The organism is Ochrobactrum chromiisoli, assembly GCF_026241335.1.
GTDB classification, from domain to species: Bacteria; Pseudomonadota; Alphaproteobacteria; order Rhizobiales; family Rhizobiaceae; genus Brucella; species Brucella chromiisoli.
The window spans coordinates 78,571-91,312 of record NZ_JAPHAV010000008.1; the positions used below are offsets into that span (position 1 = coordinate 78,571).

Sequence of the window (12,742 nt, forward strand, 5' to 3'; positions counted from 1 at the left end):
CAGGGTTGACTCAGCTTTGATTTCCTTGATGAAAATAAGTGCGCCTACCATTCCGCAGGCCTTCATGAGAAGGACGTTCAGCATTGGCTCGACCTCGGCGCACGTACTCGTGAAACCCAGCCGACAGCCAAAGGGAAGACCAAAGCGTCCAATCGTGCCGCCACCTCATTGAGATCGAAATTGTAATCTTGAGGACGGCGGTTCAACCGGATGTGCCGACAACGGTGCCTTGGGCCAGAGCGCATAAAGTTTCATTTCCATCGACAACTGCGAATATCTCGCATTGGCAGACCGCCTGCCTTTTGCCAGTGTTCTTGGCGCTCGCCCGCGCAATCAATTCCGTTCCGCGTGCAGGTCTGAGGTAATTGATCTTGAACTCCGACGTCAGGGCATCGCCGCCTAATGCGAGCCCGCCGGCAAAAGTAATGGTGTTGTCCGCCAAATAACTGAGCACCCCACCATGGACGAAACCATGCTGCTGTTTCAAATTGTGGGAGATCGTAAGGCGCAGTTCCGCGTTTCCCGGTTCGGCTTTGGTCAGACGTGCGCCCATGAACTGGCTGAACGGCTGGGCACCCAAGATCTGGTGTGCAAACGAGAGAAGATCATCCATGTCATCCATCCATTTGTATCAGGCGTTCTGTGACCATTCATGCCTGGTTAGTATTACCGATGACCGATTGAGTGCCTGGTCGATGCTTTGTTGGAAAACTGTGAGAAGACCTTCATCCAATCAGAGCGTATGGAAGTCGTTGTCGCCGAACCGGAGCCGCTTCTGCACTTCTTCCGCCACGGCAAAATCCTCGAGATCGAAGACAACGTCATTGGTGTACTCAAAGCGCTTGGAAAGTACTGCCTCAACTTTTCCTCCGCCAAACAGTTCCTTTTGATAAAGCATTTCATCGATCCAATTAGTTCGACGCGGGTCTCGTGCTCTGAGCTTGGTCCACCGCAAGCGGGATATGCCCTCGCAAATTCTAGCCTACAACGCGAGCCCTGTCATTTAATGGAGCAGCGCATGATTGCCCTATAGTCGATTACATTCCAATTCGTACGAGGCCTCCCGTCAGCCCCTTTTGCGTCACTGTTGCATGAGGGGCCAGAACAAGCAGCGATCATCACGACGCCGACACTGCGCTCCAATGTCCCTGGCGCGATATGCATGAGCGCTACGGCAAATGGAATTCGGTTTATGTCCGATTTCGACGCTGGGCGGAACAGGGCGTATAGGATGCTCTTTTGGAAACACTCGTCGAATTGGCCTTAACTGATGACTGGCAACATATGATCGACAGCACGACTATTCACGGGCATCCTCAGACGGCAGGCGCAAAAGGGGGACTTATAAGGAGGCTTTTGGTCGATCACGCGGCGGCTTTACGGCAAAGGTCCACGCCCGCCGACGTCGGCGGGAGGTCGCGATGGAAGCTGCGTCGACGACGTTACTCTCGATACCATTAGGATGGGGACTCAATTACGCCCATGCGATGATTGTAGAAACAAGAGCAATTGCGGCGAGATAGTTTATTGCGAGGCTATCATATCTCGTTGCAATGCATCGCCAGTTTTTGAGCCTGCAGAAAAGCCGTTCGATGACATTTCTACGCTTGTATGCGCTATAATCTAAAGGATAGGGTTTCTTTCGTGCTAGCGAAGAAGGAATGACAGCCTTGATGCGGGCATTATTAATGCTAGTCTCGAAGACTATCAGCGTCATATGCCTTGTCGGCTAACAGACGCCTGCTAGGGCGAGCGACTTCTAATAATGGAATTGCCATTTTTATGTCGGCAATGTTTCCCGGTGTTAAGCTGAACGCGACCGGTCTGCCGCAATCATCGGCCAAGCAATGGATTTTGCTTGTTCTTCCACCGCGCGACGTGCCAATCGCTTGCGTCCACGCCCCCCTTTTGAGCCTTGTGCCGAACGGTGCGCTTTGACGTGTGTGCTATCTATGGAAAGCTCCTGTGGAACCGGACCCCGGGCTGCCATCGTCTCAAATATACGATGCCAAATACGCCGTTGTGCCCAGCGGTGATATCGGTTGTAGACGGTTTTTGCAGGACCATATTCGGCCGGAACATCACGCCAGCGACAACCGACCTTGAGAACATGCAAGATACCAGAAATTACACGCCGATCATCGACACATCGAGCACCGGGTTGGTACTTGGGTAAATGTGGGTTCGATTGCATTCCATGCAGCATCTGAAAGCCAGAAAAGATCGCTCATAATAAGCCTCCCTACTGTCAAAACCTAAAAATCAATAAAAACACTCAATAAAGACAATTGTTTGATCAGGTCCCTATCCTAGTAATCTTTGCCTCTGCAAGCTCTACAGCATTACGCTTGTCCTGCTCAGCCAACTCCAATCGTTCATGCAATTGTTTTTCGAAATCACTATCCCGCACCTGCTTTAAAATATCTGCATATCCAGCCTCATCAATCTTAAAGGCCTTATTGCAATGCGGGCAGATGATATCGTGCATGAGCGTTTCCATTAACCTTGTTACAAACTGCTTGGCAAATATCCACCAGCGTTCATTGATTATCCGTCATCTGAACGATCGCGATCTTCTGGGTCAATATGAATTCTGATTAAAACGCAGCGCGACGAAATTGTTGCGACGTATATGTCATAGGAGCTCAGTGTACCACAGCCGCGGTAATCCCACTTGGAAGTGTAATTCTGAAGAAGGCGTCAAACAACGCCGTTTTAAGCAATTGCCGATCCATCATTGAAATACCGAGCATATTTGTCGGCGATTGTTCCAGCAAGCCGAGCCGCATTAAAGGCTGCACAAAATTACGCGCAAGAAAGAACCCGGCCTCGTATCGAGGTCCGAGTGGGCTTCGGGCTGGAAAAAGATCAACCGGAAGCGCCAACTCAGTGAAGTCGCTTACCGCCATCCAGTCGCCTAACCGATTTTTGATAATCCCAAGCATATGCCTCAAGTCCCAGAACAATGCAGCTGCCTCTGACGATAGATTATCCTGAAGTGGTGCAGTCAGTATCCATTCGGCCAAGACCGCCTGCAACTCACCATGATGACCGAGCATCGATCTTCCACGCTTTGTAAGCACCGCCCTGCCCTTATAGTGGCGGATAATACGAAGATCTTGCAACGCCCAGTGTAAAGTGGAAAGCGGCGGGAAATCCGGCTCGTTGAGAACCTTGTTCACCGCATAAAGCTGCTCCGGTTCATATCCCGGCCACTGGAATTCATTCGCTGCCCATTCAACGCATTTTCGATGAAAGGCGCCCAGCGACTGCGTTAATGAAATACCGCCGTTCTCCTCACAATAAAACAGAAGCTACATTCCATTAATAGCAAGAGGACTTGCTGCCAACATCTGTTGGCACAAAGCAGGAGACAAAAACACTAAGGGTGAGAAGCTGGATTGCCGGAACATGAAAACGACAATACCTGAACTGTTTAGCAAAGTCATACTGCCAGATTAATGACCAGAATGGGGCCGTAGCCGGACTGTCAGGTTTTGAGAACGACTCTCGAAAAGGCACGGTCAGCTACTGGACTCTGGCACCGTCAAGAGTCTTGAACTCGGATTCTCACTCCATCGAAATTGAGATCGAACCTCGCCAGATATTTGATCAGACAATCGGCATCGTTTGTGCTCTTTTTGGCTGTGTCGCAAATTTTCACAGGTTAAAGGCGGCCTGACCTTTTGACGCAATTATCCTGCGAGTTCGGCAAAGACTTCGAATGGCGAGCGGTGGTCGTTTGCGAATCGGTTTTGCGAATCATGTGGGCCACTTCAATACCGGCAATTGTAGCTGATGCTGAATGAAACGCTTTGAAGCCTAACATGTGTTTGGTGATCCGCTTGATGAACCGATGATCCTGCTCAAGAATATTGTTTAGATATTTGACCTGCAAGATTTCCATCACTTTGCCCGTACCGGTGATCTTCAGGATACTATTGACAACCTGTGCGCCAGCGAAGTTCGCTCCGCTTTTATCAAGGACGACCTTGTGCGGAACACCATTGCTTGCAATGGCTTTCTTAAAGAAACGCCGTGCAGCGCCAAGGTTTCGACGTTCAGAGAGCATGAAATCGAGCGTGTGTCCGTCACGATCAACGGCCCTATATAAATACGTCCATTTCCCTTTGACCTTTATGTAGGTCTCGTCAACACGCCAGGATCCAAGCGTTGGGTGTTTGCGTTTCTGAGTTTGTTCCGCGATCTGCGGAGAATATAGAACCACCCAACGGTTCAGTGTTGCATGGTCAACGTCAACACCACGCTCAGCCATAATTTCCTGAAGGTCTCGATACGAGACCGCATAACGGACGTAAAAGTAAACAGCATAGAGGATCACACTTTTAGGGAAATGAGCTCCTTTGAAATCAATCGACATTGCCCTTCACCTCACTCAAATATGCCGTTGATCCGAATTTAGCTCTGGAGAAGTGAAAATTTTGCGACAAAGCCCTAGTGCATTTCCTGTTTGATTGAATCATTGGAAATGCTCTATCTGTTTATTTTCACACATCATCCCACGCAAAACTGCTGCGCACTTTTGCTGGAAATGCTGTCATTCAGAGCGTAAATTCGAGAATTGTCCCATTCGCCTCATCGGGTGAAATGACAATATTGCCTGATCTTTCAGTATAAGGGACATGATTGGCATTAAGAACTGCGCGGGTCTTGTCGAGCGATGCTACGCGAAGACGCAAGCCGGAAAATGCTTGAACCGAAGTCTTGTCCAACGCCGCAGCTCCATAGAGTTGCTCCGCATGAGGACGATCATAAACAAGAATATCAGCAGAGTCCGGCCCCGTGGAAACGCGCCACTCGCCGCCGCTGCCTGTTGCTTTTCCTTCAGCAAAAAGCTTTGCAAAGCCGTTCGCCGATGCTTCAGGATCAGTAGAAACTGCCAGCACTGCCGATAATCCGTTTGCACCATTTTCATGCTCGATCAACTCAGGAAGCCAAACAGTCTCACGTGTCTTATGCTGGCACATGAAAACCATGCCCTGCGGCACTTCCTGATCGGCAAATGAAACAGTCTCAAAAGCCGCAACGCCCTCACCGCCATTCGGCAACTGAACCGGACGCGAAAAGGCCCCCACGTTCCCTGTTTCAAGTCCAAGAGCCGCCAGTTCCGCTTTAGCCTGTGACGCGCTATCGATGCGGCAGGCTACGGCATGCACACCTTCCCCCTGTGCAGAAAGCTTCTCACGTAGATGCAGATTTCCGGGCGTTTCAGCAACCATACCCAAAAGCTCGAAATAATCCTTCGGGAACATGATTGTATAATTGCCGGAGCCTTTTTCCTTGCTGTGAAGACCACGAGGGCTGAGCGTAAAACCAAGACGGCGATATTGCTCAGCACTCTGCTCCAGATTTTTAACAAGCAGGAAGATGTGATCAACACCTTTGACAGGATGGGACATACAAGCTCTCCTTTTTCTTTACAGGCAGTGAATTCGTTCTTTCAGCGAAAGTTATGGCACACACTTATGCAAAGCAACGCAACGCGCGCTGTGACAAACCTGCGTTGAAGAAATTGAGACTTATTAACGCAGAAATTCCGATATAATTTTCCATTTTTGAGACAAATGTTAGTTTATATTGACATTTTTCATATAGATTCTAGCATAGGCGTGCTTGCATAGAACATTCAAGCTGGAATCAGGCATTTTCTAGCAAAATCAGGGACTTGAACAAGAATGGAACCTGCGGGAAAAGAGGCTGGAAAGCCCTCCCTCAACGTTCTTTTAGGGGAACATCAATGCATATCAGGAAAGCTGGCCTTGGCCTGTTTCTCGCTGCTTTTTCGCTCACAACGGCACCCTCCCATGCTGAAGACGTGAAACGCGGCGGCACAGTCATCGTCCATATGAATACCGAGCAAGGTATCCTTAATCCGGCCTTGCGTGCCTCCACAGGTATTTATCAGATCACGGGCCGTATCATGGAGCCACTGATCGATCGCACCTATGAAGGCTATGTGCCTGTGCTGGCGACAAGCTGGGCTTCATCGGAAGACGGCAAGGAAATTACTTTTAAGCTGCGCGAAAATGTACGCTGGCATGATGGCGAGCCTTTCACCTGCGATGATGTTTCGTTCAGTGCGATGAATCTGTGGAAGAAGCTGCTCAACTATTCGACAACGCTTCAGGCCAATCTGGAAGCTGTCGATTGCACAGACCCGCACACGGCTGTTTTCCGTTATTCAAAGCCGATGCCGCTTGATCTTCTGGTCGCCGCGATGCCTGACCTTGGCCATCCTGTCGCCAAGCACCTTTATGAAGGCACCGATATCCTCAAGAACAAGTATAACTCGGCACCTGTCGGCACTGGCCCATTCAAATTCGTTGAATATGAGCGCGGACAGCACATCATTGCTCAGCGCAATGACGATTACTGGCGCGGTAAGGAATATCCGTATCTTGATCGCGTAATCTGGCGCTTCATGCCGGACAAGGCGGCCGCTGCAGCAGCGCTTGAATCAGGCGAAATCATGGAAACTGCTTTCAACGGCATCTCCATGTCGGATACAGAGCGCCTTGCAAAAGATGGCCGTTTCGACACAGGCACCAAGGGCTTTGAAAACAACGTCGCTCACTCGACCGTTGAATTTAATCTGCGCAATCCGATCCTAGCAAATCTGAAAGTTCGTCAGGCGATCTACCACGCCCTCGACATCGATTTTGCGATCCAGTCGATCATGCGGGGCTATGCCAAGCCGGGCCGTGGCCCGATCCCAAGTTCGGGTGGTGCAAATTACACCGATCAGGTTCAGACCTATCCTTATGATGTTGAAAAAGCCAAGCAACTGCTTGATGAAGCTGGCTATCCAGTAGGGCCGGACGGCATCCGCTTCAAATTGCGCCATCGCGCAGCACCATGGGGCGAATATACCCAACTCTGGTCTGAATATTATGCACAAGCCATGAAAGAAGTGGGCATCGATGTTCAGCTCGTGACCAATGATGCGCCGGGCTTTCTCAATGGTGTCTATCGCGATCATGATTTTGACACGGCCAGTGGCTGGCACCAATTCCGTTCGGATCCGGCCGTCTCAACCACAGTCTGGCTGCGGTCCGGCACTCCGGCCGGGACCGCATGGTCAAACCAGTTCGATTACAAGTCGGACGAAATGGACAGTCTGATCGATCAGGCCGCATCCGAGCTCGACCCTGCAAAGCGTGCAGCGCTTTACCATCAGGTTCAGCAGCTCGAAATGAAAGATCTGCCGGTTATTTTCGCCATTGAGCATCCGTTCATCGGCGTCACCAACAAGGCTTTGAAGAACCACCACAACACGCCACGTTGGGATTCTTCAAGCTGGTACGATCTGTGGATCGACCAATAAACTGAACAAACAATACCGTCGGTGGACAGTCCGTCGGCGGTATTGCCTATAAAATCCATCGGATGCTCCGTCATGCCCCTGCCTCCCCTATTGCGTTTTGCGCTGCGGCGCATTTTGCAGGCGATCCCCGTCATACTTCTCATCATGATCGGGTCGTTTCTGATTATAAAGCTTGCCCCCGGCGATACCGTTGACGCGCTTGTCGGTGACATGGGCGGGGCGGACCCGCAACTCGTTGCCAATCTGCGGACCGAATATGGTCTTGACCAGGCTGTGTGGATGCAACTCGGGCTTTATATGAGCAAAATCGCACAGCTGGATTTTGGTTGGTCTTATGTTTACGAGCTGCCCGTCTGGGATGTGCTGATGAGCCGTCTGGTGCCCACATTGCTCCTGATGGTTTCCTCGCTCTCGGTGGCCTTTATTTTCGGCGTTGCATTGGGCGCAATTGCTGCGCGCCGCGCCTATACGCTGACCGATAATGCAATCTCAACACTCGGCCTCATTTTCTATGCGATGCCGAGCTTTTTCTTCAGCCTTCTTCTGATGCTGGTGTTTTCCGTCAAGCTTGGCTGGCTGCCGGTGGGCGGATTGAAGACGCTGGGTGCCTTCTATTCGGGCTGGGATAATGTGGTCGATATTGCAATGCACCTCATCATGCCAACCACAGCGCTGGCACTGATTTATCTGGCATTTTATATGCGCTTGATGCGCACCAGCGTTCTGGAAGTCGAAGACCTTGATTATGTGCGCACCGCACGCGCAAAGGGTGCAAGTGGCACGCGTCTTATGTTTCACCACATCATGCGCAATGCGCTGTTGCCGGTTGTCACATTGCTCGGACTTCAATTCTCCACCGTGCTTGGCGGCTCCGTGGTTATTGAGACAATCTTCTCTCTACCGGGACTTGGCCAGCTTGCTTATATGTCGGTGATAAAACGCGATATAAACACATTGATGGGCATTATCTTCCTGTGCTCCATTCTTGTCATCATCGTCAATTTCCTCACCGATCTTATCTATGCGCGGCTTGATTCCAGGATCGAATTGTCATGACATCGCAAGACTTCACTCTCCCGCGCCCGCAGACCTCCCGCACAAAGATTCTTTGGCAGAGGTTCAAACGCAACCGCGCTGCCGTGCTCGGTCTTTTGCTTTTCATTCTTGTTGTGCTGATCGCAGTTTTCGCTGACGTGATCACACCCGGCGATCCGCTGCGCCGTGCCGGTGATCCGCTTGTCTGGCCATTCGTGAATATGGCTACACCGCTCGGAACTGACCAGCTTGGTCGTGACATCATGTCCGGCATTTTTCACGGTGCCCGCATATCATTGCTGATCGGCGTGGTGGCCACGCTCATTTCCATCTTCATCGGAGTGCTGATTGGCGCCTTTGCCGGCTATTATGGCGGATGGGTCGATGATGTTCTGATGCGCGTTACAGAAGCTTTCCAGACGGTTCCAAGTTTCGTTTTGTTGCTGGCACTGGTAGCAATCTTCGGATCATCCATTGAAAACATTATCATTTGCATCGGCATTGTTTCATGGACGGCACCTGCGCGCATGGTACGCGCTGAATTTCTGGCCCTTCGCAAACGTGAGTTTGTCGATGCGGCGCGCAACTTAGGTATTGGAAACGCATCGATCATTTTCCGCGAAATTCTGCCCAATGCATTGCCGCCGGTGATCGTGTTTGCATCCGTCGTGATGGCAACAGCCATTCTGATGGAAAGCGCATTGGCGTTTCTTGGTCTGGGCGATCCCAATTATGCAAGCTGGGGCAACATGATCGGTCAGGGCCGCGCGGTGTTGCGCACAGACTGGTTCTGCTCGGTCATTCCCGGCATTGCCATTCTGCTGACCGTCCTCTCCTTCAGTCTGCTCGGCGAGGGACTCAACGATGCGCTTAATCCGAGACAGAAAAAATGACAGCCAGCCCGGTTCTTGAAATTAAAAATCTGCAAATAGCGCTCCCAACCGGTGCGGACCGTCCGTTTGCCTTGCATGACCTGACATTAACCGTCAATCCGGGTGAGATTGTCTGCCTCGTTGGTGAGAGCGGTTCAGGCAAGTCGCTCTCCGCAGGCGCGATCATGCGCCTACTGCCCGAACCACATGTGCGCGTTACCAATGGCACGGTTCTGCTTGAAGGCACCGATCTTTACGCGCTGAGCGAAAAGGAAATGAAGGCTCTGCGGGGAAACCGCATCGGCATGATTTTTCAGGAACCGATGACAGCGCTTAATCCGCAAAAGACGGTTGGCTGGCAGATTGATGAAGTGCTGCGGCTACACACCAGGCTTGGCCGAAAAGAGCGTCGCACCGCGGTTATGGACATTTTGCATGACGTCAAAATTCCCGATCCGCAGTCGGCCTATAATGCCTATCCCCACCAGATTTCCGGCGGGCAGCGTCAGCGGGTAATGATCGCCATGGCGCTGATCCTCAAGCCACGCCTTCTCATCGCGGACGAGCCAACCACTGCGCTTGATGTGACCACACAAGCGCAGATTCTCAAACTCATCCGTGATCTGCAACGCGAACAGAGCACCGGTATTTTGTTCATTACGCATGATTTTGGCGTAGTGGCAGAAATTGCCGATCGCGTTGCTGTGCTCAGGCTTGGAGAACTTGTTGAGGAAGGGCCAGCAAAGGATGTGCTCAACAACCCGCAACATCCCTATACGAAAGCCCTTATCGCAGCCGTTCCCGCGCTGATACCACCTGCCGTTCGACCATTCGGTGATGCTCAGCCCGTCGTTCTTAAAGCGGATGCTTTGTCCAAAACATTCAGGGCGCGCGGTGGAATATTCAGTGGCAAACGCAGTGCTGTGCCAGCTGTAAAAGACTTGTCCTTCGAACTGCGACAAGGCGAAACCCTCGGTGTGGTCGGCGAAAGCGGCTCTGGCAAGACCACCGTCTCGCGCATTGTCACGCGGCTTCTGGAAGCGGACAGCGGCAAGGTCGATTTGAATGGCCGCGATTTCCTCAGTGCAAGCCCGCGCGAAGTGCGCGCCATGCGCAAGGATATTCAAATGGTCTTTCAAGACCCGATGGCATCACTCAATCCTCGCCGCCGTGTCGTCGATCTGATTGCACAGGGACCAATCGTCCACGGTATGCCAAAAAGACAGGCGCATGCGAAAGCGCGCGACCTGCTTGAACTGGTCGAGCTTTCACCGGCTGCGGCTGATCGTTTCCCGCACGAATTCTCCGGCGGCCAACGCCAGCGCATTGGCATCGCACGGGCATTGGCACTGGAACCACGCATCATCGTGGCTGACGAGCCGGTTTCCGCGCTTGATGTCTCGGTTCAGGCACAGGTCTTGCGGCTTCTTGCCGATCTGCGTGAACGGCTCAACCTCTCGCTTCTTTTCGTAACACATGACCTGCGCGTCGCATCCCAATTATGCGACCGCATCATCGTGATGTCGAAAGGCGAAATTGCTGAAACCGGACCGACAGCCGAAGTTTTTGCTCATCCGCAGCACGAATATACACAGCGCCTTCTTGCCTCAATCCCCGGCAAAAGCTGGACGCCGCCGCGCTTTGACAGCACAGAATGAAGGTTCACGCCCCTATGCAGAATATCCAATTTCCTCCTTCCATCTGGGCTGCAACCGCACCCGAGCGCGTTCCTTCTGCGCCAATCAAAGCCGATGCGGAAGCGGATTTCGTCATTGTAGGCGGTGGCTTCACGGGCCTATCAGCAGCACTTCATCTTGCGAAACGTGGCAAACGGGTGATCCTGCTTGAAGCAAAAGCTGTTGGCTGGGGTGCATCGGGACGCAACAATGGTCAGGTTATTCCGACAATGACCGCCGCAGAACCAGACGCCATTGCCGCACGGTATGGCGATGCCGGAACACGGTTTGCAAAATTGATCGGCAACAGTGCCGACATTCTTTTTTCCATCATCCGTAACGAAAACATCCATGCCGAGGCTGAACAGACCGGCTGGTTCCAGCCTGCGCATTCACCGGGCCGCGTGAAACTATCGCAATCACGTGTGGAGGCATGGAAGCGGTTTGGCTTTCCAGCGCAATATCTTGATAGCACCGCGACATCGAAGTTGTTGGGCAGCGATTTCTGGTATGGTGGCATGTTTAACCCAACGGGTGGCCACATCAATCCGCTCGCCCTTGCGCGTGGTCTGGCCGCTGCTGCGGAGCGTCACGGCGCGATCATCCATGAGCAAAGCCCTGTCACATCTTTCGAAAGAACAGGCGACCATTGGATCGTGCGCGTTGGTAATGCAACGGTTCGTGCAAAAGGCTTTTTGCTTGCAACCAATGCCTATACAGGCGAATTGCGTGAAAGCCTTGCACCGCGTCTGGCGCGCTCCATCGTGCCGGTTCTTTCATGGCAAATGGCAACGGCCCCGCTCAGTGATACTCTGCGTGCAACAATTCTTCCGGGCCGTCAAGCTGTCTCTGATACACGCGGCGATCTGCGCTTTTTCCGCTATGACGCGCGTAACCGGCTGATCACCGGCGGCGTGGTGATGGGTGATTATAATGTTGCCGAACGCGTCAAACGCAAAGCCGCCCGCAATATGGCAGAAGCATTTCCGGCCTTGGGTGAACCCGAAATTACCCATGTCTGGAGCGGCTATATCGGCATGACGTGGGATCGCTTTCCGCGCATGCATCAGCTTGGAACCAACGGCTGGGCATGGATAGGCTGCAATGGCCGCGGGGTCGCGCTTGGCACAGCACTTGGACGCGAATTTGCACGCGCGCTTGATGGCGAACCATTACAGGAGCTCGCACTTCCGATTTCAGACCCTGCCCCTCTGCCCTTCCACAAAATTGCGCGAAAGATTGCGCCGTTCTATCTCGCCTGGTTGCGGCGTAAGGATAAAACAGAGCCTCAGTTATAAGCGAAGTTGAATAACATTCATGCGAAAGGTTGATCCATGAATCAGATGCCAATTCTCGAACGTCGCCGCATTGAGGCGCTTGTTCTTAAAAATGTTTATGAGGTTCTTCGCGAGCGGGCAGGCGAGGAAGAAGCTCAGGCTGCCATCGGCGAAGCGGTAACGCGCTCGGCGATTGAACAGGGTCGCAGTTTTGCGCAGGAACTGGGCCACACGCCGGACCTTCAGGACTTTGCCGATATTCTACCGCTTTGGACCAAGGATGATGCGCTGGAAATTGAAGTGCTGTCACAGGGCAAAGATCATTTCGATTTCAATGTAAAGCGCTGCCGCTATTCAGAAATGTACCGGGATATGGGACTGGGCCATATCGGGCACCTTCTATCATGTAATCGCGATGGCGATTTCTGCATTGGCTACAATCCGGAAATGAAGCTTGAACGCACCCAGACCATCATGCAGGGCGCAAGTCATTGCGACTTCCGATACACACTCGACGCTGCAGAAAAAGGAGCCTGA

10 protein-coding genes and 4 pseudogenes are annotated in these 12,742 nt (G+C 52.1%); 7 read left to right on the plus strand and 7 right to left on the minus strand.

Translation table 11 applies throughout. The features are described 5' to 3' along the window. Positions 1-202 precede the first annotated feature (202 nt). Together OPR82_RS15260 and OPR82_RS15265 are read right to left on the minus strand one after the other, a co-directional pair. Entirely contained in the window at positions 203-613 is a 411-nt protein-coding gene (locus tag OPR82_RS15260; RefSeq protein ID WP_265985782.1) for a PaaI family thioesterase, read from the minus strand. Positions 614-733: 120 nt separating this feature from the next. Next, positions 734-898 carry an SRPBCC family protein gene (locus OPR82_RS15265; protein WP_265985784.1) on the minus strand — a complete coding sequence of 55 codons (165 nt, stop codon included), beginning with the start codon at positions 896-898 and terminating at the stop codon, positions 734-736. A 245-nt stretch (positions 899-1,143) separates the two neighbouring features. On the opposite strand from OPR82_RS15265, the pseudogene OPR82_RS22875 reads away from it, so the two are divergent. Continuing rightward, a pseudogene (locus OPR82_RS22875) lies at positions 1,144-1,400 on the plus strand (transposase); the annotation flags it as partial. A gap of 74 nt (positions 1,401-1,474) precedes the next feature. Here OPR82_RS22875 and OPR82_RS15275 read toward each other — a convergent pair. The 5 genes and pseudogenes from OPR82_RS15275 to OPR82_RS15295 form a co-directional block, all read right to left on the minus strand. Continuing rightward, positions 1,475-2,231, minus strand: a pseudogene (locus OPR82_RS15275) (IS5 family transposase). A gap of 83 nt (positions 2,232-2,314) precedes the next feature. Beyond that, positions 2,315-2,488 (minus strand): annotated as a pseudogene (locus OPR82_RS15280) (DUF2130 domain-containing protein); the annotation flags it as partial. 157 nt (positions 2,489-2,645) lie between these two features. After that, positions 2,646-3,182 carry a hypothetical protein gene (locus OPR82_RS15285; RefSeq protein WP_265985785.1) on the minus strand — a complete coding sequence of 179 codons (537 nt, stop codon included), beginning with the start codon at positions 3,180-3,182 and terminating at the stop codon, positions 2,646-2,648. A 513-nt stretch (positions 3,183-3,695) separates the two neighbouring features. Then, positions 3,696-4,381, minus strand: a pseudogene (locus OPR82_RS15290) (IS6 family transposase). A gap of 181 nt (positions 4,382-4,562) precedes the next feature. Beyond that, the gene (locus OPR82_RS15295) at positions 4,563-5,420 is read right to left on the minus strand and encodes a VOC family protein (protein ID WP_265985786.1); all 858 of its coding nucleotides are present in this window, start codon (positions 5,418-5,420) and stop codon (positions 4,563-4,565) included. A gap of 338 nt (positions 5,421-5,758) precedes the next feature. Here OPR82_RS15295 and OPR82_RS15300 point away from each other — a divergent pair, with 338 nt between their 5' ends. From OPR82_RS15300 to OPR82_RS15325, 6 genes are all read left to right on the plus strand, one after another. Continuing rightward, a complete protein-coding gene (locus OPR82_RS15300) occupies positions 5,759-7,345 on the plus strand; it encodes an ABC transporter substrate-binding protein (protein WP_265985787.1) in 1,587 nt (528 codons plus the stop codon). Between the two features lie 72 nt (positions 7,346-7,417). After that, on the plus strand, positions 7,418-8,401 hold the full coding sequence (locus tag OPR82_RS15305) for an ABC transporter permease (protein ID WP_265985789.1): 984 nt from the start codon (positions 7,418-7,420) through the stop codon (positions 8,399-8,401). Then, a complete protein-coding gene (locus tag OPR82_RS15310) occupies positions 8,398-9,273 on the plus strand; it encodes an ABC transporter permease (protein ID WP_265985790.1) in 876 nt (291 codons plus the stop codon). The genes OPR82_RS15305 and OPR82_RS15310 overlap by 4 nt, the downstream gene beginning before the upstream one ends. Then, positions 9,270-10,910 (plus strand): ABC transporter ATP-binding protein, encoded by a 1,641-nt coding sequence (locus tag OPR82_RS15315; protein WP_265985792.1) that lies wholly within the window; start codon positions 9,270-9,272, stop codon positions 10,908-10,910. Before OPR82_RS15310 ends, OPR82_RS15315 begins: the two co-directional genes overlap by 4 nt. A gap of 14 nt (positions 10,911-10,924) precedes the next feature. Then, the gene (locus OPR82_RS15320; protein WP_265985793.1) at positions 10,925-12,226 is read left to right on the plus strand and encodes an NAD(P)/FAD-dependent oxidoreductase; all 1,302 of its coding nucleotides are present in this window, start codon (positions 10,925-10,927) and stop codon (positions 12,224-12,226) included. Positions 12,227-12,262: 36 nt separating this feature from the next. Further along, positions 12,263-12,742 (plus strand): L-2-amino-thiazoline-4-carboxylic acid hydrolase, encoded by a 480-nt coding sequence (locus OPR82_RS15325; RefSeq protein WP_265985794.1) that lies wholly within the window; start codon positions 12,263-12,265, stop codon positions 12,740-12,742.